The sequence below is a fragment of the Clostridium sp. genome (genome assembly GCF_018372875.1).
GTDB lineage: Bacteria > Bacillota > Clostridia > Clostridiales > Clostridiaceae > Clostridium.
The window spans coordinates 15,402-36,252 of the sequence record NZ_JAHAIF010000020.1; the positions used below are offsets into that span (position 1 = coordinate 15,402).

General features: G+C 29.1%; 21 protein-coding genes, 2 tRNA genes and 1 other RNA gene. 13 read left to right on the forward strand and 11 right to left on the reverse strand.

Annotated elements, in window-relative coordinates; genetic code table 11:
- Window positions 1-6: 6 nt before the first annotated feature.
- Window positions 7-723: a lysophospholipid acyltransferase family protein gene (locus KIB46_RS08500; protein WP_156561416.1), complete on the reverse strand. Its 717-nt coding sequence runs from the start codon at window positions 721-723 to the stop codon at window positions 7-9.
- Window positions 724-856: 133 nt separating this feature from the next.
- Here KIB46_RS08500 and KIB46_RS08505 point away from each other — a divergent pair, with 133 nt between their 5' ends.
- The 4 genes from KIB46_RS08505 to KIB46_RS08520 all read left to right on the forward strand — a co-directional run bounded on the left by KIB46_RS08505 (window position 857) and on the right by KIB46_RS08520 (window position 5,327).
- Window positions 857-1,633, forward strand: a complete 777-nt coding sequence (locus KIB46_RS08505; protein ID WP_291671421.1) for a staygreen family protein — start codon at window positions 857-859, stop codon at window positions 1,631-1,633.
- A 46-nt stretch (window positions 1,634-1,679) separates the two neighbouring features.
- Complete coding sequence (locus tag KIB46_RS08510) at window positions 1,680-2,540, forward strand: DegV family protein (protein ID WP_291671422.1); 861 nt, start codon at window positions 1,680-1,682, stop codon at window positions 2,538-2,540.
- Between the two features lie 192 nt (window positions 2,541-2,732).
- Window positions 2,733-5,135: a cation-translocating P-type ATPase gene (locus KIB46_RS08515; RefSeq protein ID WP_156561413.1), complete on the forward strand. Its 2,403-nt coding sequence runs from the start codon at window positions 2,733-2,735 to the stop codon at window positions 5,133-5,135.
- Between the two features lie 117 nt (window positions 5,136-5,252).
- A tRNA-Arg gene (locus KIB46_RS08520) sits at window positions 5,253-5,327 on the forward strand.
- Window positions 5,328-5,412: 85 nt separating this feature from the next.
- Here KIB46_RS08520 and KIB46_RS08525 read toward each other — a convergent pair.
- From KIB46_RS08525 to KIB46_RS08560, 8 genes are all read right to left on the reverse strand, one after another.
- The gene (locus KIB46_RS08525; protein WP_291671423.1) at window positions 5,413-6,579 is read right to left on the reverse strand and encodes a site-specific integrase; all 1,167 of its coding nucleotides are present in this window, start codon (window positions 6,577-6,579) and stop codon (window positions 5,413-5,415) included.
- 133 nt (window positions 6,580-6,712) lie between these two features.
- The gene (locus KIB46_RS08530; RefSeq protein ID WP_291671424.1) at window positions 6,713-6,883 is read right to left on the reverse strand and encodes a hypothetical protein; all 171 of its coding nucleotides are present in this window, start codon (window positions 6,881-6,883) and stop codon (window positions 6,713-6,715) included.
- Window position 6,884: 1 nt separating this feature from the next.
- Window positions 6,885-7,292, reverse strand: a complete 408-nt coding sequence (locus KIB46_RS08535; RefSeq protein WP_291671425.1) for a hypothetical protein — start codon at window positions 7,290-7,292, stop codon at window positions 6,885-6,887.
- Between the two features lie 191 nt (window positions 7,293-7,483).
- A complete protein-coding gene (locus KIB46_RS08540) occupies window positions 7,484-7,687 on the reverse strand; it encodes a hypothetical protein (RefSeq protein WP_195271047.1) in 204 nt (67 codons plus the stop codon).
- 15 nt (window positions 7,688-7,702) lie between these two features.
- Entirely contained in the window at window positions 7,703-9,934 is a 2,232-nt protein-coding gene (locus KIB46_RS08545; RefSeq protein ID WP_291671426.1) for a phage/plasmid primase, P4 family, read from the reverse strand.
- Window positions 9,935-10,058: 124 nt separating this feature from the next.
- Window positions 10,059-10,241: a hypothetical protein gene (locus tag KIB46_RS08550; RefSeq protein WP_291671427.1), complete on the reverse strand. Its 183-nt coding sequence runs from the start codon at window positions 10,239-10,241 to the stop codon at window positions 10,059-10,061.
- A gap of 8 nt (window positions 10,242-10,249) precedes the next feature.
- Window positions 10,250-10,546: a DNA-binding protein gene (locus tag KIB46_RS08555; protein WP_287620892.1), complete on the reverse strand. Its 297-nt coding sequence runs from the start codon at window positions 10,544-10,546 to the stop codon at window positions 10,250-10,252.
- A gap of 184 nt (window positions 10,547-10,730) precedes the next feature.
- On the reverse strand, window positions 10,731-10,922 hold the full coding sequence (locus KIB46_RS08560) for a helix-turn-helix transcriptional regulator (protein WP_291671428.1): 192 nt from the start codon (window positions 10,920-10,922) through the stop codon (window positions 10,731-10,733).
- Between the two features lie 134 nt (window positions 10,923-11,056).
- Between KIB46_RS08560 and KIB46_RS08565 the strand changes: the two genes are divergently transcribed.
- From KIB46_RS08565 to ffs, 8 genes are all read left to right on the forward strand, one after another.
- Window positions 11,057-11,641, forward strand: a complete 585-nt coding sequence (locus KIB46_RS08565) for a helix-turn-helix domain-containing protein (RefSeq protein ID WP_291671429.1) — start codon at window positions 11,057-11,059, stop codon at window positions 11,639-11,641.
- A 1,110-nt stretch (window positions 11,642-12,751) separates the two neighbouring features.
- Complete coding sequence (locus KIB46_RS08570) at window positions 12,752-13,318, forward strand: DUF4355 domain-containing protein (protein WP_291671430.1); 567 nt, start codon at window positions 12,752-12,754, stop codon at window positions 13,316-13,318.
- Between the two features lie 3 nt (window positions 13,319-13,321).
- A complete protein-coding gene (locus KIB46_RS08575; RefSeq protein ID WP_291671431.1) occupies window positions 13,322-14,179 on the forward strand; it encodes a phage major capsid protein in 858 nt (285 codons plus the stop codon).
- 410 nt (window positions 14,180-14,589) lie between these two features.
- Complete coding sequence (locus tag KIB46_RS08580) at window positions 14,590-15,840, forward strand: hemolysin family protein (protein ID WP_291671432.1); 1,251 nt, start codon at window positions 14,590-14,592, stop codon at window positions 15,838-15,840.
- A gap of 54 nt (window positions 15,841-15,894) precedes the next feature.
- Entirely contained in the window at window positions 15,895-16,356 is a 462-nt protein-coding gene (locus KIB46_RS08585) for a nucleoside deaminase (protein ID WP_156561411.1), read from the forward strand.
- Between the two features lie 3 nt (window positions 16,357-16,359).
- Window positions 16,360-17,127, forward strand: a complete 768-nt coding sequence (gene lgt / locus KIB46_RS08590) for a prolipoprotein diacylglyceryl transferase (RefSeq protein ID WP_291671433.1) — start codon at window positions 16,360-16,362, stop codon at window positions 17,125-17,127.
- Window positions 17,128-17,267: 140 nt separating this feature from the next.
- Window positions 17,268-17,357, forward strand: a tRNA-Ser gene (locus KIB46_RS08595).
- 3 nt (window positions 17,358-17,360) lie between these two features.
- Window positions 17,361-17,624, forward strand: an RNA gene (ffs, locus tag KIB46_RS08600) — signal recognition particle sRNA large type.
- A 152-nt stretch (window positions 17,625-17,776) separates the two neighbouring features.
- On the opposite strand, the gene KIB46_RS08605 is transcribed toward ffs, so the two are convergent.
- Entirely contained in the window at window positions 17,777-18,268 is a 492-nt protein-coding gene (locus tag KIB46_RS08605) for a dihydrofolate reductase (protein ID WP_156561409.1), read from the reverse strand.
- Window positions 18,268-19,059, reverse strand: coding sequence for a thymidylate synthase (locus tag KIB46_RS08610; RefSeq protein ID WP_156561408.1), 792 nt, complete (start codon window positions 19,057-19,059; stop codon window positions 18,268-18,270). The genes KIB46_RS08605 and KIB46_RS08610 overlap by 1 nt, the downstream gene beginning before the upstream one ends.
- Window positions 19,060-19,183: 124 nt before the next feature.
- Between KIB46_RS08610 and dnaX the strand changes: the two genes are divergently transcribed.
- Window positions 19,184-20,821, forward strand: a complete 1,638-nt coding sequence (gene dnaX / locus KIB46_RS08615) for a DNA polymerase III subunit gamma/tau (RefSeq protein ID WP_156561407.1) — start codon at window positions 19,184-19,186, stop codon at window positions 20,819-20,821.
- The last annotated feature ends 30 nt before the right edge of the window (window positions 20,822-20,851 follow it).

Genomic DNA, 20,851 nt, shown 5'->3' on the forward strand with positions numbered 1-20,851 from the left:
TGAAGCTTATTTTAATGGTGATAAAATTATAGATTCAACTTTTTCTGGTAAAGTTGAAGACTCCTCTTTGCTTAGTGATTTAGTATCTATTGCTGGATGAATAATAACCTCAACTTTATCAGCTTTAATTTTGTTACCATTTCTCTCTAGTAATTTATAAGTGCCATTTATAGTAACAGGAACTATTGGAACCTTTGGTTTAAGGGCTAATTTAAAGCTTCCACTTTTAAATTCATGAGGCTCTCCACCTTTACTTCTTGTTCCCTCAGGGAATATTACCATAGAATATCCACTTTTTAGAATATTAATTCCATCAACAATAGCTTCAGCTGATTTTCTTAAATTAGCTCTATCCATAAATATGCATCTTATATATCTCATCCACATGCTTATTCCAGGCCATTTTTCAAGTTCTTTTTTTGCTATAAATCCTTTTGGAACATCAATAACACTCATTAATAGTGGGATATCAAAGAAGCTTTGGTGATTTGCCATAAATAAAACAGTCTGGTCACCAGGTATATTTTCAAGACCTTTAACAGTAATTTCTGCACCACTCATTTTCATTACAAAACGAGCCCAACCTCTTGTTACTTTATGAATAAATATTGTTTTTTCTTTTGTTTTTCCTCTAAGTTCTAAATATTTAATTTTAATTAGTGCTAACAGTGAAATAAATAAGCTTAAGACCACTGTGGGATAAAATAAAATAGTTCTTATCATAAATATAATTCCTTTCTAGAATCAAAACTTTATATAAAAACAGTATATTATATCTTAATAATAAATAAAAGAACTAATAAACTTAATAATTCATATAAATGCATTATAAATAATATTATCAAGGGGATTGAAAGTGAAAGAGTTTATAAAAGAAAAGTTTCATATTGAAGTTAATAACTTATTATTAGAGAACACAAACATACAAAATCGATTTTATACACTAACACATTCAGATGAAACAGGAGAATTATTTTTGTTTATAGATACAAAGTACAGGGAGGATAAGTTTTCAAAGCATAGAGATGAAGTTATATCATGTTGGAAAGAGATTGATAATAAATATATTTTAGAAGTATATTTATGTATAGATGGAGAAGATAATTTTGGTGATATAGAGAAAAGAGATATAATATTTAGAGAAGAACTTCCATTGGCTTTGGAAGCAATAGTATATGGAGATAGGGGGATTTTTCTTGGAAATAAAAGTTTAATAGATTCTCCTATTATAGTTTACTTTAATTCTAGTGATCCTAAATATAATAAAATAGAAAGATGGGGAAAGGTATCTGATTATTTAATAAAGAAGGATAGGGTACAAAGTGATTTTAAGGTACCTCAGAATATAATAAACTCAAGATTAAAGGATGGGGTAATATTCACATTATTAAGTAGCTATATAGAAAAAGAAATGAAGAAGATATATGGACCAAGGTATGTATACTGCCCTAATTTTTCAGATATAATGATGATTAAGCCTTTAAGTGCACCTCTAGCATGTAAGGGAAAATATATTGTTATAATAAGAGTAAAATCTGCTGGAATAAACAAAAATCCAGTAAATGAAACAATAATAGAGTTTTTAATAAGTACTGATGGAGTTAAAATACAAAGTGTAAAAAACCCTAGGTAATATATGGTATAATATTATAAAATATTTTATAGAGAGTGGTGATTTTATGGGAGTAAAGTTAGTTACAGATAGTACAAGTTATATTTCTGAAGAATTAATACATGAATATGATATTTTAATTACATCATTAAATGTTATTCTTCAAGGAAAAAGTTATAGAGAAGTTAGTTTAGATAATAAGTATTTTTATGAGCTTATGGATCAGGAAATGGAGATACCAACATCATCACAACCAAGTATAGAGGAACTTTTAGATACGTTTAAAAGTATTGTTAAGTCAGGAAATGATGTTGTAGGAGTATTTCTATCATCAGATATGAGTGGCACATATTCTAGTGCTCATTTAGCAAAAAATATGGTTTTGGAAGAGTATCCAAATGCAAGGATAGAAATAGTAGATTCAAGAACTAATTGTATGCAGATGGGATTTCAAGTAATTGAAGGTGCAAAAGCTGCAAAGGAAGGAAAATCTATAGAAGAGGTAGTTGAAGTAGTTAATAAGGTTGTTAATGCTAGTAGATTTTTATTTGTACCAGATACATTAAGGTATCTTAAAAAAGGTGGAAGAATAGGTGGTGCAGCTGCTTTATTTGGAACAATACTTCAAATAAGACCAATTCTTACTGTAAGAGATGGAATTACTTCAGTTTTTGAAAAAGTTAGAACAAAGAAAAAAGCAGTTAATGTAATAGTAGATAAAGTATTAGATGACATTGAAAATTATGGACTTGGAGATGTTATAGTTCATCATATAAATTGTGCAGAAGAAGGAAGAGAACTTGCGAAGAGGCTAGAAGAAGAATTGAATATTCCAATAAAAATACAATCTATAGGACCAATAATAGGTTTGCATGTAGGTCCAGGAAGTATAGGGGTAGCTTATTTTACTAAAAATGAATTACCATAGAAGTAGGAGCTAAGTTATAGGCTCCTACTTTTTTTGTTAAGGATAATAAATCATAAAAATAAAAAAATATATAAATATAACAATATATAAATAAGAATTAATACAATTTTTCAATTTATTTAAGAGTGTTTTAAGATTATAAAAGTAAAATGAAAGTATAAAGTAGATTTTGAAAGTTATAAGGAGTATTGTATGGAGTGTAGAGAGAATTTTAATGATAACATCAACAACTCCTCATTTATAATAAAAAATATTAATAAGGGTCTTACAGATGAGGAAGTAATAGATAGAATTGCAAGAGGAGAAATAAATAAAATACCAAAGGCGCCTTCAAGAACAATGTGGCAAATGATAAAGGCGAATTTTTTTAATATATTTAATGCTTTAAATATATTATTAGCTTTGATTTGTATAGTAGCAGGATCGCCAAAGAATGCTATATTTGCAGGAGTAATAATAATAAATAGCATTATTGGAGTTGTACAAGAATTAAGTGCTAAGAGCACTTTAGAAGAGTTATCTGTTTTAAGTATGGCCCATGCCAAAGTATTAAGAAATGGAATAATTAAAAAAGTTTGTGTTGAAGAATTAGTTCTGAATGATATTATATACCTTGATTCAGGAAACCAGGTATTAGCTGATTGTGAGCTTATTGATGGTAATGAATTAGAGGTAGATGAATCTATGTTAACTGGAGAATCTGATTCGGTATATAAAACAAAGGGAGATAAAATATTATCAGGGAGTTTTATTATTGCAGGTGAAGGATTGGCTGAGGTTAAGAAAGTAGGAGCAAATACTTACTCATCTCAGTTAGCTGAGGAAGCAAGAAAATTTAAGATAATTAATTCGGAGTTACAATCATCTATAAGCAAAATAATAAAATTTCTGATATGGTTAATAGTTCCGATGGGAATAGTTTTAACAACAACTCAAACAGTTTTTAGTGATATTGGATGGAGAAGTGCAGTATTAGGAGCTGTTTCTGGAATAGTAGGAATGATACCTGAAGGTTTAGTTCTTCTAACAAGTGCAACTTTTATAGTATCTGTAGTTAGGCTTGCAAAATATAACACATTAGTGCAGCAGCTATCAGCTACAGAAGTTTTAGCTAGAGTGGATGTATTATGTGTTGATAAAACAGGTACAATCACAGAAGGAAAGCTTAACTTAGTTAATGTTGAGTTAATAGGAAATAGCGATAAAGAACTAGTAGATAGGACATTATCAGCGTTAGTACATAATTTACCCAATAAGAATCCAACTCAATTAGCTATATTAGCAAGGTATAAAGATTGTGCCACCTTAGATGTATTAGAAAAGGTTCCATTTTCATCTAGAAGAAAGTGGGGAGGAGTAGTAATAAAAGGTGAAGGAGCATGGGTATTAGGCGCACCTGAAATATTATTGGATGATAGATACAGTAAGTTTAGTGAGAGAATTGAGAAGGAAGCTAGAAAAGGAAGAAGAATTTTACTGTTAGGAAGACTAGATCAACCTTCCCTAAAGAATGGAATTAAAGCGCAAGTTAAAGAAGAAGCATTAATTTATATAGAAGATGTTATTAAAGAGGAAGCTCCAAGAGTGTTAAAGTATTTTAAAGAAGAAGGAGTTAATTTAAGAGTAATATCAGGAGATAATCCAGTTACTGTTTCAGCAGTAGCAATGAGAGCTGGATTAAAAGATTGGGATAAGTATATAGATGCAAGAACCTTACCGGAGGACATTGAAGAATTAAAAAAGGTTGTAGATAAGTATAATATCTTTGGAAGGGTAACCCCACACCAAAAGAAAGATATTATAAAGGCATTACAGGCTAATGGTCATACTGTTGCAATGACAGGAGATGGAGTAAATGATGTGTTAGCATTAAAGGAATCTGATTGTGGAATAGCTATGGCAAATGGTTCTGATGCAACAAAAGCTGTAGCCCAGTTAGTACTTTTAAATTCTGACTTTGGAGCATTGCCTCATATAGTTGAAGAGGGAAGAAAGCAAATAAATAATTTAGAAAGAGTGGCAGAATTATTTCTATCAAAAACGGTGTTTTTTGTATGTTTAGCATTTATTTTTTCGGCATTAATGTTACCTTATCCGCTATTACCAATACAGGCTTCTTTAGTTGGTAGCTGTGCAATAGGTATACCTGCATTCTTCTTAGCTTTATTGCCATCTAAAGGTAGGGTAAAGGGCGGATTTTTAAGAAGAATATTAACAACAAGTATTCCTAATGGTGTACTTATGGTTTCTTTTACTACAGTAGGATATGTAATGAGCTATTTATCAGGCGATAGTGTAGAAGTTAGCAGGTCTATAGCATTACTAATATTTGCAGGAATAAGTTTAATTATATTAATTAGATTATCTTTTCCTATTACTAAATTTAAACTTGTATTAGTAATAGGTATGATAAGTTGTGTTGTATTATGTTATATAACACCAATTGGTAGGGAAGTATTTAGTTTATCACCATTAACGATTAGAGAATGGATTATGGCAGGAATATTTATAGTTTTATCTTGGCCTTTAATATCTATAACAGTTAAGGGTGCTAGAGTTTTATTTAAAGAAAATTCAAAAGTTAAAATGGTTTAAGTTAGAGGCCCTCTAGTTTTAAGGGCTTCTATTTTAATGTTATATATAATTAAGTATTTATGAAGTTGACAACTAATGGTAAGTGTAATAAAATCTATATGTAATTTAATTAAATATGTCCTCATAGTTCAATGGATAGAATAGTCCCCTCCTAAGGGATAGATGTAGGTTCGATTCCTACTGGGGATACCAAGAAGAGAGTTATAACCTAGTAATACAAAGGGTTATAGCTTTTTTTATTATAAATTAGCGACAATGTTAGCGACATTATTCTTAATTAAAGATTATCAAACATTTTATCAAGTAAAGAGGCAGTATTCTCCTTCATATCGTCCATTACATGAGTATATGTTTGAAGTGTAGTTGCTATATCCTTATGACCAAGTCTTTCAGATACAACTTTAACATTTTCACCATTAAGAATTAGTAATGTAGCATGGGTATGTCTTAGACCATGAAAAGTAATTTGAGGAAGTTGCATATAGTTCTCGGGATCATATCCAAGTTCATTTTTTATATCATCTAATGATTTTTTATATTTAGATACTTCCCTGGCAAAGTTCATACTTAGGTTACGAGGATTAACTATAAGTCCATATCTGTTTGTAATGATGAAGTTATTCTCATTAGGCTTTACGTCCTCTTTAATGGCTTTTAAATGGTTAATTAGTATATTAGGTATCTTTATAATTCTATGGCTCTTATCGGTCTTTAAAACATCTGTAGGTACAAGTACATTATTAAGTCTATCAAATATAATTTGACCATTAACCTCAATGGATCTATTTTCAAAATTAATATCTTTCCAACGTAGCCCACAAAGTTCAGCAACTCTTAATCCAGTTAATACATCAATTAATATTGGAGTATATAAAGAGGTATTTTTAATACTATTAAGAAAAAAATCTAACTGTTCTTTATTCCAGTATTCAATTTTAGGCTTATCTAAAGGTAATTTTTCAATATCAGTAGGGTTAATTACTATTAATCTCATTTTAATAGCATATTTAAAACAATTATTTAGTATTTCTATAATCTTCTTTACAGAAGAGGGTTTTAAGCCTTCTTCAATAAGGCTATTATAAAAGTTTTGAATTATAATATTATCAATTTCAGTAAGTTTGTAACGCCCTAATGAAGGAATTATATGAGTATATATTCTTGATCTGTAGTTAGTTAGTGTATTTATTGATAGAGTTTTTGATTTATGATCATTAAACCATTGCTCTATAAACTCACCAAAATTAATATTTCTTGCTTCAAGTTTTATATTTCCCTTATTAACATTATTAGCATATTCGTTTAAGTAGGCTTCAGCCTCTTTTTGAGTTCTGAAACCAGTTTTTTTGACCCTTAATCTTTTACCATCTTTACCAGTTCCGAAACTAGCTTCAACTATCCAGTTAGGTTTGTTTTTTGTTCCTATATTTTTAAAGTAAGCCATTTTGTAATCCTCCTATTCTATATATGAAAGTAATAACTGTAAATCTTTTAATTGCTTTTGTGAAAGACGTTTGATTCTATTTAATAATTCATAAAATTTCTTTTCTTCATCTGTCATTATTAATAATCCTCCTTTAAATGCAGCTTAATATCATTTTATGTTTTAATGTTTGAAGCTTATTTTTAGAAGTGAGTTTACTTATATAGCAAATGTGAATATTGTTGTATTTAAATGTTATTCCCTTACCTTCAGGTACAAATGGAACTAATTTTATGATGAATTTCTTTCCTTTATATTTAAACATCTTATAAAACACCTCTTTCTAATTTGGAAAATAGTTTTTTATTAAATTTAATTAGATAACTTTCAATAGTTTTATATGATTTGGGTTTATTAGTATGTTGTTTATAAGGTGAGATTGTAGGTATTAAGTTTTGATTTTTCAAGTAGAAATAAACCATATCATCTAATGATTTGTTTTTAAAATACCTTTCTCCTATAAAAAACTTTTCAGTTTCATTTAATGAATTATATACGATATCAAATTTTCTGTTAAATTCGCTTAAGTTATTCAGCTCTATTGTTAACTTGTTAATAAATTTAATGTTTTCTTTTTCATCTAAAATTAAATAGTTATTTTCGTAAATTTCAAAATCATTTTTAATGATTTTAATTCGAGTTTTATTGAATTTATATTGTTCAATAATATTCATAGAATCCTCCTTATCATTGAAAAAACTAGCTTTAAATGGTATAATAATAGATGAAAAGTTATTGTTCCTAACCTATTTCTTGGGTTAGTGTTAAAAACTTTTTGATCTTGGCAGATTAATTAAATAACCTTTGTAAATTTTAGACACGATAACTCCTTATCTCTAGAATTTACTAAGGTTAATTTTTTATATTACCAATCCATATCACCATTGATTTTTTCAATTAATAAGTCTATATCTTCCATGACATCATCAATACCATTAATAGGATCAATTGATTCCAATGATCCTATTAAATTTTCTTTAAATTCTATTAAGTCATCTCTTATAATTTCAAGAGTGTTATAATCGTTATTTTCTATAGTGTTGTTAAGTTGATCTATAATATTATCCATTGGTAAATTGCTCCTTTACAATTTAATAGTGTTACATAGTTGTACACCGTTATATACTGGATCTTTAGGTTGTATTTCTATATCTTTCTTTAGTGAATATTTAATATTACTTAACAGTTCTAAATATTCTTTTGGCATATCAACATTGAAATACTTTCTTCCATGAGATATTTTAGTTTCATAATATTTTTTTATTAGGTTTCCAAATGTTTTTCCACCCATATCAAATTTATCATTATCATTACACCATCTCTCATATATAAATCTGAATTGAGTTCCAGTTATTTGCTCAACCAAATACTCACCTTTTTTTAAGTCATTAACAAATTCATATATAGGGTTATTTTCAGCTTTTAGTTTATCTAATGTTTCATCTATAGCTTTTATAGGTTTAAACTTATAGTGTCGCTTTAATACTCGTTGCAATCCTTCTAAGGCTAAGCCTAAAAGAATATACATTTCATTATTTAATATATTACTTTCTATAAAATCATCACGAGGTAAAGCGTCTTTGTTTATTGGTAGATTCAACTTATTTTTATCAACAAACTTTTGATAAAATGGTAGTATGAAAAACCTTCTATAAAAACCGTCTGAATTATCTTTTGATTTAAATACATGATTAGTTCCTGATATGAGAAGGATATTTAAGTTTCCACTAGTAGGAGTTTGACCTTTATATTCGATACTAACAACACCACCAGTTACTATACTTTTCCACAATCCAGTATCTTTCATATAAATGTCATTTTCATCATCAACAAGATTTAATCTTTTACCGATCATAGCAGATGTACAAAATTTATTTTCCTTTTTATCACATAATTTATCTGTAGTTTGAGCAGATACATAACCGCCATGTAATGACTTTATTAAATTCATATAAATACTTTTACCGTTATTACCTTCACCCATAAGTAATATATGCTTTTGAAATAATGAAGGGTTAGGTAATAAAGACATTCCCATAATCTCAACTGCCATGTTAATTAAGTCTTCATTATTTTGGAAGGTAGTATTTAGAAATCTTTGAATATTAGAGCCTTCATAATCTAGTTTCCAATCACTTTTATATTCACAATCTATTTTGAAAGTTGTAAATATGTTTTCATTATGTGGAAGAAGCTTATTACTTCTTAAATGTAATAGTCCGTTATTAACAGTTATATATTCAAAGTCTTTAGAATCCTCAACACTAGCTTTATCATGCATTAGAGATATTACTTCATTAGCCATTTTGGTACTTTCATTTTCAGTTGTAACGTAAGTGTATATTTTCTTTCTCAAAGTTTCAGTTAATTCCCATTCCTTATAAAATAGGCCGTTATAAGTATAATTTTTTCCCATATAATATTTATATTTAATATCTGATATTAAGGTATCAGCTAAGGCACCATTTATTATTTTTCCTTTTTCATTTACATAAGGTGGATCAGCATATTTTAAAATACTATTGACTTTTTCATTAATAATTTTATCTTCTAATGGTGGATTAAAATATCTTAAGCTATACATTTCAGCTAATGGTAATAGCTCGTCTTTATTTCTAAGGTTAGGATTACGCTTAATCATATGACCTAACCAGGATATTAAATTATCATCTCTACCATCACCCTCAACCATAGCTTTGTAGTATTTACTTGTAGTTGTTGGTCTACCCCTCTTAGATTTTTCTTCAGGTTTAACATAATACTGCTTAATTACCTCTATTAGACTTTGTGGCATGGGTTGTATTGGATAGTCAAATAATAACTCGTAAGTTCCTATCTTTTTATTACCAGGTGGATCTATACGTCTTTTACTTCCTGGAACTGGAGCAAGGCAACCGTTAGTTATTATATCTATTCCATCAAAGCTTACCTTTTTATTTATTTCAGAGTTGTATTTAAAATATAAATGAATACCATTCCTTTTTGTTAATACAGTTAGAGTATTATTAATTATTTTTTGATCCTCAATTGGTAGATTAGTTATAATATCATTGAAATTACTAATACCATTAACATCCGATTTATGACCTATATCTAAATCAATAACAATGATGTTGCTTTTTTCACCAGTATATATATAGTATCCAGTAATTCTTTTGTTTTTAGGTGGTATATAATTTTTAAGTTCCTGGTAATTTTTAAGTAAAACTTGATTTTCACTTTTATCACTCCAACTGCAACGATAATCATCATAATCAATGATGGGAACAACTGGCCATAAATTAAGCCTTTCCATGACCTCTTCTTTAGTTTTCAATCAATATCACCTACTTATAAAATGCCATCTTGAACTTAGCAGCACCCTCTAATGAAGGAGTTACCCCTAACTCACGGCAAATATCAATATATTTTTCAAATAATCTAAAACTCATAAAATCCTCCTAAAACCAATAAATCTCGCCATTAGGGTATTCCCTAACGTTCAAGTAAAATAATTCTTTACCTTCTGAATTAACAATTCCAACTGTTAAGTTACCATTCTTATCTAAGTTACTCCTTGTTACTTTTAATCCAGTTCCTTCTTCATAGATTTTCTTAAATCTTGATAATAAACTTTTACTCATTGCGCCACCTACAATATGTTTATAACGCCTTGCATTGTATCCATTAGTTGCTTTAATGTAGCGTATTGGCGTTTAAAACCTTCTAATTGATTTTTTAACTTTGCTATTTCTAAATCTCTTTTAAGTATTTCGTCAACATTTTCAATACCTAGATATCTGTTAAGATCCTCACGAGTAACCATATATTTTCTGCCTATTTTTTTAGCTTTCAACCTTTGTTTTCTTATGTCACTTTGAAGAGTAACAACTAATATTCCAGTTTCATCATGAATTTGATTTAGATCCAATAGTTCTTGTTTATTCAAGTTAATTACCTCCTATTAGTTAAAGTCTTTTTAATTTATATAAAGCATTGCACTTTATTTTTAACTGCGGAATTTTCCGTTTTGATAAGTAAGCTAAATTTTTAGCTTGTTGTTTTAGATATGATAGAAATACCCTAATCCTTCAAAAGGATTAGCCTTTAAATCCAAAATATCTATTGAGTTCTTATTCTTCTTTTAAAAATAATTCTTCAACTGTTGAGTTAAGAGCAGCTGCAAGTTTCTTTAATGTACCAAATCTAATGTTGTCAATTTGACCTTTTTCAATTTGTGATATTGTTGTTCTACATACTTTAGCTGCTAATGATAAGTCGGTTTGTGACCAGTTTTTCTTGATTCTTTCAAGCTTCATATTCATATAAATACACCTCCAATATGTACATTGTGCATATTTGTATTATAATACGCACAATGTGCATAAGTCAATACAGATTAATAAAAAATATGTACATTGTGCATACTGATTGATATAATTATTTTTGAGGTGATTTCATGGAACTAAATAAGAAAATAAAATATTATAGAAAAAGAATACCCATGACACAAAGTGAGTTAGCTAGTAAATCTGGCATATCATTGAGAGCATTATCTAATTATGAAAGTGGATTAAGAACTCCATCATTAGAGATATTAATAAAAATTGCAAAAGCTTTAAATATTCAAGTAACAGACTTAGATCCTAATATACCAATATGGGAAGAATTTGATGCTAAATATGATATTGAAAAATTACTTAAAGAGATGAAAGAAATCGAAGAGTCTAATAAAATGAAAAAAGAAGTTCTAGAAGATGGTAACCTTAATGATAATAAAATTAAATGGATTTTAGAGGACCAAGAAAATTTATTAAAAAAGTGTGATAAAATTATTAAGGGAATAGAAGATTTTACAAACATTATGGTTTTATTTAATAGTAAAGAAAAAGATATTATATCAGAATTAATAAAAATATATAATTCAGCAGTATTTGAAAAATCATATGATGTAAATAAGCTTAATGATGAACAATATAATAAATTAAAACAAAATATAAGAAATTCAATAAAAGAATCATTTGAAGAATTTGAGAATAAATAATTGCTAGATCCATATGTTAGTACGAAATTCGTACCCACAAGTGGGGTTAACCCATTAGGATCTTACTATCTAGGTGTCGATTAAACCAACACCTAGTATTATCAAAAAAAATAAGTTTCGTCTTAAGGACGAAGCTTATTTTTATATTTTATAGTTTAATAAATCTCGGTCAATTTGATTGACCGTAGAATTTATGATCCTTTACTAAATAGTAAGGGTCTTTTTTTTAAAAAAATTTTTCGACAAATATGCGACAACTACAGGACAGTGTCGCACGATTTTAAATTTGGGTAACACTTAAAATTTTTATGGGTAAGGAAAAATTAAATATTGAAAAATACCCAGACATTTTTGGGTAAGAATATATGATGTGCAATAGTAATATGACATTTTGCAATAGTGGTGCAATAGTGGGTTGCAATAGTTAAAGTTAGTCTATTACTAGCTTTGCAATAGTTAATATATATATTTAGAATTGAAAAAATATAATAAATAAATATATACCCAATACCCATAAAATAATGTAAATATGGGTAAATGGGTAATAATTAATTATATATTATAGAGTATATACACGAATAGACTATTGCACTATTGCATAAATCTCTGTGAGTATTGATATTACTAGCTTAGAAAGATATGCAATAGTAAATAATTTATCCTTGCACACTTGCATAACTATGCATTATCTTTATAGGCTGACCTGGACAGATGTGCGACACATTGCGAGAAAACAATAAATATCTTTGTAAGTGGCTTTATTACTGGGGTTGTGGTATAATGTAGGTGTAATGTTGGTCTTTATGAACAAATGTATAAATTGTGCATATAAATATTAATACAAATCGCATTGTCGCTAAAATTGTCGCTAATTAAATGATAAAATCGCTCAAGGTTAGTGATAAAGCGATTTATAATATTAATTGGTATTCCTATACAGAATATAAATGTATAATATACAGGATTATTTGCATAAATATTAATGTGTTTATAAGGGGTACATTCTAAATTTGAAGAGTAGCAAATTCCGGTTGACCAGTTACAGAAATTCTATGAAATTCGTGAAAAGTCATAGGTGTAAAAGTCTATGGTGAAGGGAGAAAATGAGAAATGGAAGAAGTAAATAATAATCAAGAAGAGCAAAAGTCAATTGACAATGATTCAGTTGGTGAGGTAACTCTAGAACAATTTAAAAGTGCATTAGATAATAATTTAGAAATTAAAGGCTATTATGATAGCATTGTAGATAAAACAGTTAATAAAAGGCTTGATAAGAGTATTGAGTCATGGAAAGAAAAGAATTTAAATAATTTGATTGAAGAGGAAATAAATAAGAGATATCCTCAAAAAACAGATGCAGAAATTAAGTTAGAAGAAATAAATGCTGCTCTTGAAAAAGCTAATAAGGAAAAGCAACAATTAGAATTAAAAATGCAATATCAAGAGTTGTTAGTAAAATCGAATATACCAGTTGAGATGGTTAACTTCTTAGCTGGTAAGGATACGGAAGAAACAATAAAAAATATAGAAACGTTCAAAGATCTAATGGTCAAATATGTTGATGGAGCAGTTGAAAATAGACTAAAACTACATTCATATATTCCAGGAGGAAATGGCTCTATTAATAATAGAGGGCAAATGAGCGACTTTGAGCGTATAGTCAAAGGAGTAAGATAATATATGGCAGATGAATTGATTTTAAGTCAACAACTAGATGGGATTATCCCACATGAAATAAGTAATGAGATAGTAAAGCAAATAATGGAGGGCTCTATTTGTATGAAATATGCAAAGGTTGAGCCAATGACAACGCCTAAAAAAACAATACCAGTTGTAATTAATGTTCCAGGAGCAACATGGGTTGGAGAAGGTGAAAAAATAAAAGTTGGAAAACCTTCAATAATTCCAGTAACATTAGAAGCTAAAAAGATAGCAATAATAATGACTGCTTCAAAGGAGGCTCTTACAGATCCAGTAACAAATTTATTTGAGGATCTAAAGGACGCTATAGCAGAAAGTTTTTATAGTGTAATAGATAGGACTATATTAACTGGAGATACAAAAAATCCATTTAAAAAGACATTACTTTCAGTTGGAACAACTAGGGGAGTAGATGAAACAGATGACATAATGATTGATATATCTAATACAATGGGAAAAGTTGAAGAAGGTGGCTTTACACCTACTGTATTAATTCAAGCACCAGCAACTAAAACTAAGCTGAGAAACCTTAAGACAACAATGGGAACTCAATTAGTTACAGATGTAAATAATATATATTCTACACCAGTTGAATATACAACTCATTTTGATAGTACAAAAACTCCATTAATTACTGGTGATTTTGATTACTTGAGATTAGGGATATTAGAAGATATTCAATATGAAGTACTTAGAGAAAGTACATTAAGTCTAGAAGATGGTACAAGCATTAATTTAGGACAAGAAGATCTTATGGGATTAAGAGTTACAATGAGAGTTGCTTCACAAGTATTAAGAGATGAAGCATTTTCAGTAATAAAGCCTAAAGTAGAGTAGCGACATCTTGGCGACAATAGGTCGCGGAATTAAGAAATAAATAGAATTTTTATGATTAAAATAAAACCCGCCTAAAGCTTTTAATACTAAGCTTTTAAGGTGGGTTTTTATTTATTAGGACAAGCTATAAAAAACACTTTATAATTACTACTGGGGATACCAAGTACTCAAGTTTTTCTTGAGTACTTTTTTTTAACGTCTAGGAAATTGTAAAATTTTAATTTGCTATAAATCAAAGGTATTATTACATTTTTATATTAAAAAATATCTGCTCACCTTTTTTGTAAATTAGATTTGTATATGATATTAATATTAGAATTTCTAGGCATAATAGTTAATATAAAAAATAGAAATATTATGATATAATAAATATTAAAATATATTTAGGAGAATTAGGAGAGTGATTATAGTTGGACTCTAGCTACACGTTTGAGATAATTCTATTAATTATAATGATTATATTATCAGGATTTTTCTCGATGTCAGAGACAGCACTTATGTCTTTAAGTAAGATAAGAATTAGGCATATGGTAGATGAAAATGTTAAGGGATCAAAACTTGTAGAGAAATTAATTGAGGACCCAAACAAGCTTTTAGGAGCAATACTTATAGGAAATAATATAGTTAATATAGGAGCATCATCATTGGCTACTTCATTAGCTTTAAAGTTATCTGGAGGTAGTGATAAGGCTGTTACCATAGTAACTTTAGTTATGACTGTATTAATACTTATATTTGGTGAAATAACACCTAAATCAATTGCAAAACAAAAGTCAGAAAACGTATCATTAATTGTTAGTAAACCTATTAAACTAGTGGTATCTGTTTTTAGACCACTTGTTAGTGTATTTACTGGAATCTCATCTATATTTATTAGGCTTCTTGGAGGAAATCCTAAAGCATCTGAGCCATTTATAACGCAGGAAGAATTAAAGACAATGGTTGGTGTAAGTGAAGAAGAAGGTGTTCTTGAAGATGTAGAAAAGGAAATGATATTTAATGTTTTTGATTTTGCAGATATGCAAGTTGAAGATATAATGGTTCAAAGAGTTGATATAACTGCTATAGATGTTGAATGTAAATATAAAGAAGTTTTAGATATAATAAAAACAGAACAATTTTCTAGAATTCCTGTTTATAAGGAAACTATTGATAATATTATAGGAATACTTAATGTTAAAGATTTGATAATAGCAGATATAAATGAAGAAGATTTTAAGGTTACGGATTATACAAGAGAGCCTTTCTATACATTTGAATTTAAGAAAATAACAGAAGTATTTAAGGAAATGAAAAAGAGTAAAAACCACATGTCTATAGTTTTAGATGAGTATGGTGGAACTGTTGGAATAATAACTATCGAAGATTTAATTGAAGAAATAGTTGGTGAAATAGAAGACGAGTATGACGATGAAGATGAAATGATTGAGGTAGTAAAAGAAGACGAATATATAGTAGACGGAAGTGCTAGACTTAATGATATAAGTGATCTTATAGGAGTAAGTATGGAGTCTGAGGAGTTAGATTCTGTAGGTGGATTAGTAATAGGAGAACTTGGAAGAATACCTGAAGAAAAAGAAGAGGTTCTTATTAATAACATCAGATTCGTTGTTGAAGAAGTAGATAAAAATAGGATTAAGAAAGTTAGAATATTTACTTAATGTATAGAGGGAGTTATTTAACTTCCTCTATAGTTATATAGGAGTTAATAGTTTATGGATTTTATGAAGTATGCTTTAATAGAAGCTGAAAAGGCTATGGAGGCAGAAGAGATACCAGTTGGTGCTATAGTTGTGAAAGATGGTATTATTATAGGAAGAGGTTATAATCAAAAAGAAAAAAAGAGTAATCCTACTGAACATGCTGAGATTATAGCAATAAGAGAGGCTTGCAGTAACATTGGAGATTGGAGATTAAATGGATGTGAAATGTATGTTACATTAGAACCTTGTCCAATGTGTGCAGGAGCTATTTTGCAAAGTAGAATATCAAGGCTATATATAGGTACATTTAATAAAGATATGGGAGCTTGTGGTTCTGTAGTTAATTTAGTAGACAATAGAAGGTTAAATTCTTTTGTTAATGTTATATGGGCTTATGATGAACGATGTAGTGATATATTAAAAAAATTTTTTGATTTAAAGAGGAATGGAATTTTACAGAAGAGGAGATTATAGTTTATGAACAACCCAATTGCATTTGAACTATTTGGATTAGAAGTAAGGTGGTATGGATTATTAATAGGATTAGGAGTAATAGTTGCTTTAACATTAGCTTATTTTAACTGTAAAAAGAAAAATTTAAGTTTTGATTTATTAACAGATGGATTTTTAATTGCATTTCCTTGTGCAATTATTGGAGCAAGATTATATTATGTAGCTTTTGAATTTGATAGGTATAGAAGCAATCTTATAGATATATTTAATATAAGACAAGGTGGCTTGGCTATTCATGGTGGACTTATAGGAGCTTTTTTAGCTGCATATATTTTTGCAAAAGTGAAGAAGATAAATATATTAGAGTATATGGATGTTGTAGCTCCATCTTTAATTTTAGCTCAAGCTATAGGAAGATGGGGAAATTTCATGAATTCAGAAGCTCATGGTGGCCCTGTATCGTCTGAATTTATAAGTCATTTTCCTAAGTTTATACAGGATGGAATGTATATAAGGGGAAATTATTATCATCCAACTTTCTTATATGAATCAATGTGGAATTTATTAGTTTGCGGAATTTTAATATTTATTTTGTATAAGAAAAAAGAGGGAACTGATGGAATTGTTATTTCTAGTTATATAGGATTATATTCTCTAGGAAGATTCTTTATTGAAGGATTAAGAACAGATAGCCTAATGTTCTTTGGGTTAAGAATAGCTCAGATAGTAAGTATATTAGGAATAGTTATAAGTATATTTTTATTAGTATATATTTATAGAAAGAAGAAGTAAAATTGAGGACTGTAGCAAATTGCATAGTATATTAAATTTGTGAACAGTTCTTTTATAAAATCTTAAGGAAGAAATATTCTATTGAATTAGAATTATATCTATGATATTATAATGAAGTATTAAAAACAATAGTATATCTTGGAGAGATGTCCGAGTGGTCGAAGGAGCACGCCTGGAACGCGTGTATAGGGGAAACTCTATCGTGGGTTCAAATCCCACTCTCTCCGCCAATGCCGTGCTAGATGGGGAGTTAGCGGTGCCTTGTAACCTGCAATCCGCTATAGCAGGATTGAATTCCCTAGGGAGGCTATAATGAGTATGGTCTGCCCTATGTAAGTGGTGTTGATAGTCGGGTCCCACGCAATGGAACCCATGAACCTCGTCAGGTCCGGAAGGAAGCAGCGATAAGTGGTCACTTTCGTGTGCCGTGGATTAATCTGGCTTGAGCTAACTGCATAGGTAACGCGTATGATTTATAATCGAACTAGGGTGCACGGTTTTATTATGTACACCTTTCTTAAAATAAAGGAAAGGCTTTTTTTATGATATACAAGAAATATTTAGGTTACTCTTCAATAGGATTAACAATATAGGACAATAGGATAAGAAAGAGAGGGAATTTAAGCTTTGCTTAAAATCCCTCTTTTTCTTACTGTCTATCTAAATTAATATATTCAAATTCTATTCCGTTTTTAGGATCTTTCTTTTCACCAGAAGAATAAGTAATTTTCCACTTACTAAAGTCTATATCAGGGAAATAAGTATCTCCTGAAAAACTTCTTTTAATTTTTGTAAGATATAACTTGCTACAATAAGGGAAAGTTGTATTATATATTTCACCTCCACCAATTATGAAGGCATTTTCATTATTATTTGCATATTCATTTATAACATCTTGAATATTATGTACTATTTCAACTTGATCAGAATCAACTTTATAATTTTGATCTCTAGTTATGACTATATGTTTTCTACCAGGAAGAATTCCAGGTAATGATTCAAAGGTTTTTCTACCCATTATTATGGTATTATTCATAGTTATTTCTTTAAATCTTTTTAAGTCTTCAGATAAATGCCATAGTAGTTTATTGTCTCCACCTATTAAGTTATTTTCTGCTATAGCAACAATAATTGAAAGCATTAAACAGACACCTCCATTTTAATTGCAGGATGATATTCATAGTCTATTAATTTAATATCATCAATTGTAAAGTCATAAAAGTCCTTTATTTCAGGGTTTAACCATAACTTAGGAGCAGTGTATGCATCATTTGCTCTGGTAAGTTGTATTTTCATACCCTCAACTTGGTTTTCATATATATGAGCGTTGTTAATTACATGAGTAAATAAGCCAGGCTTTAATCCTGTAACTTGTGCTAACATACAAGTTAGAACTGAAAATTGAGCGCTGTTAAAAGGAACTCCTAAAGGTATATCACCGGATCTTTGAATTAACATACAGTTTAGGTGACCGTCAGTAACATCCCACATAGTTAAGAAACAGCAAGGAGCAAGGGTCATCTCAGGAAGGTCTTCCCAGTTCCAAAGATTTAACATCATTCTTCTATCTTGAGGATTGTTCTTTAATGCTTCTATTAGATTATCTATTTGGTGAAATTTTTTTACTTGGTATCCATAGGCTTTACCGATAGTACCATCTTCACCTTCCCACTCATTCCAAATCTTAACGTTCATTTGTCTTAAGTCTTCAACTACATTAGATTGCTTTTGATAAATCCAAAGCATTTCCTTAACAGCTGTTTTAAAAGCAACAAACTTAGTTGTTAGGATAGGAAACTCTTTTTGAAGATTAAATTGCATTATTTGATGTGGCAACTTATATGTAGGCATTCCAGTTCTATTATTATCATAATACCCATTATCTAGAATGTCTTTTACTATAGATAAATATTTTTCATCGTAAAGACTCATAATTAACCTCCCTAAAAATAGTATCTAAACTATTTTAACATATTAAATAATTATTTACTAATATGTTCTGCAGTAGTGTATAATAAGAAATATAGGATTTAACAAGAGTAGAGAGGTGAAGACCTTGGCATATACAGCCTTATATAGAGAATGGAGACCTAAAAATTTTGAAGATGTAGTAGGTCAAGAACACATAACAACTACGTTAAAAAATCAAATACAAAATGATAGAATTGCTCATGCTTATCTTTTTTGTGGAACCAGAGGAACAGGAAAAACTTCTACTGCAAAAGTTATGGCAAAAGCTTTAAATTGTCTTAATCCTGTAAATGGAGATCCTTGTAATGAATGTGAAATGTGCAAGAAGATAAATGAGGGATTAGCTATAGATGTCACAGAATTAGATGCTGCTTCTAATAATGGAGTAGATAAAATTAGAGATATAATTGATGATGCTAAGTATCCTCCACAGGAAGCTAGATTTAAAGTATATATAATGGATGAGGTTCATATGTTATCTATGGGAGCAGTAAATGCCTTCCTAAAAACACTAGAAGAACCACCAGCTAACGTAATATTTATTTTGGCAACTACTGATCCACAAAAGTTACCTATTACTATACTTTCTAGATGCCAAAGATTTGACTTCAAGAGAATTAGTAAGTCAGACATTTCAGATAGATTAAGAAAAATAGTAGGTGCTCAGGGAGTTTTAGCAGATGAAAAAAGTTTAGAACTTATTTCTAGAGTTTCTGATGGTGCCATGAGAGATGCATTAAGTATATTAGATCAAGCGATTGCAATGGGTGATGGTTCAGTTAATTATGATAATGTAGTTGGAATGCTTGGATTAGTAACTAATGAATATTTATTTAATATAACTTCAGCAATAATAGAAAGAAACATACAAAGAGCAATGAATATTATTGAAGAAGTAGTTTATGCAGGTAAGGATATAAATTTATTTATTAAGGACTTAACAGGACACTTTAGAAATTTACTAATGGCTAAAGTAACTAATAACCCTGAAGAAGTGCTAGATATGTCTATGGAAAATATAAATCTTATAAAAGAGCAAGGCTCTAGAATAAGAGTAGAAGAAATAATGAGAGATATTAGAATACTTCAAGAGGCAGAGGGTAATGCTAAGATTAGTAAACAAGCAAGACTATATTTAGAATTAGCTACAATTAAAATGTGCAAAATTGAATATGATACATCTAGTGAAGTAATTCTTGCTAGAATAAATAGATTAGAAGAAGCAATAAAGAGTGGAAAGATACAAGTGGCTCAAGTACAACAAGGTAGTAATCAGATTTCAGAAGTATCTAATGTGCAAAAAATAGTTGCAACACAAAATGTGATTAACAAAGAACAAGCAGTAACAGAAACTCCTGTTATTGAAGTGAATACTAATGCAACAACATCTATTGGAGATATACAAAGATCATGGCATGATATATTAGAGGCTTTAAAAGCTAGAAGAGCTATGGTTATATATGCATCATTAATGACAGGAAGACCTGTAGCCTGCAATAATGGTGTTGTTGTAATAAAATATGAAGAAGAGTATGCGTTTAATAAAATAAGATTAGAAAAACCTGATAATATAAAGGTTATTAATGAAGTGGTTTCAGAAGTAATGAGAGAAAGATTAAAGGTTAGATTTACTGTTGAAACTAAGGAAGAAGCAGAGAGAAACCCTGAAGAAGTTCTCTTACAGGCATTAGGAGAATCTGCATTAGAAATAATAGATGAATAAAAGATAGAATTGAATTGAAAAATACTATAT

Coding starts and splice junctions, on each gene's coding strand:
- KIB46_RS08500 (WP_156561416.1), bottom strand. CDS start 723: ATGATAAGAACTATTTTATTTTATCCCACAGTGGTCTTAAGCTTATTT.
- KIB46_RS08510 (WP_291671422.1), top strand. CDS start 1,680: ATGGGAGTAAAGTTAGTTACAGATAGTACAAGTTATATTTCTGAAGAA.
- KIB46_RS08515 (WP_156561413.1), top strand. CDS start 2,733: ATGGAGTGTAGAGAGAATTTTAATGATAACATCAACAACTCCTCATTT.
- KIB46_RS08525 (WP_291671423.1), bottom strand. CDS start 6,579: ATGGCTTACTTTAAAAATATAGGAACAAAAAACAAACCTAACTGGATA.
- KIB46_RS08530 (WP_291671424.1), bottom strand. CDS start 6,883: ATGTTTAAATATAAAGGAAAGAAATTCATCATAAAATTAGTTCCATTT.
- KIB46_RS08535 (WP_291671425.1), bottom strand. CDS start 7,292: ATGAATATTATTGAACAATATAAATTCAATAAAACTCGAATTAAAATC.
- KIB46_RS08540 (WP_195271047.1), bottom strand. CDS start 7,687: ATGGATAATATTATAGATCAACTTAACAACACTATAGAAAATAACGAT.
- KIB46_RS08550 (WP_291671427.1), bottom strand. CDS start 10,241: ATGAGTAAAAGTTTATTATCAAGATTTAAGAAAATCTATGAAGAAGGA.
- KIB46_RS08560 (WP_291671428.1), bottom strand. CDS start 10,922: ATGAATATGAAGCTTGAAAGAATCAAGAAAAACTGGTCACAAACCGAC.
- KIB46_RS08565 (WP_291671429.1), top strand. CDS start 11,057: ATGGAACTAAATAAGAAAATAAAATATTATAGAAAAAGAATACCCATG.
- KIB46_RS08570 (WP_291671430.1), top strand. CDS start 12,752: ATGGAAGAAGTAAATAATAATCAAGAAGAGCAAAAGTCAATTGACAAT.
- KIB46_RS08575 (WP_291671431.1), top strand. CDS start 13,322: ATGGCAGATGAATTGATTTTAAGTCAACAACTAGATGGGATTATCCCA.
- KIB46_RS08585 (WP_156561411.1), top strand. CDS start 15,895: ATGGATTTTATGAAGTATGCTTTAATAGAAGCTGAAAAGGCTATGGAG.
- lgt (WP_291671433.1), top strand. CDS start 16,360: ATGAACAACCCAATTGCATTTGAACTATTTGGATTAGAAGTAAGGTGG.
- KIB46_RS08605 (WP_156561409.1), bottom strand. CDS start 18,268: ATGCTTTCAATTATTGTTGCTATAGCAGAAAATAACTTAATAGGTGGA.
- KIB46_RS08610 (WP_156561408.1), bottom strand. CDS start 19,059: ATGAGTCTTTACGATGAAAAATATTTATCTATAGTAAAAGACATTCTA.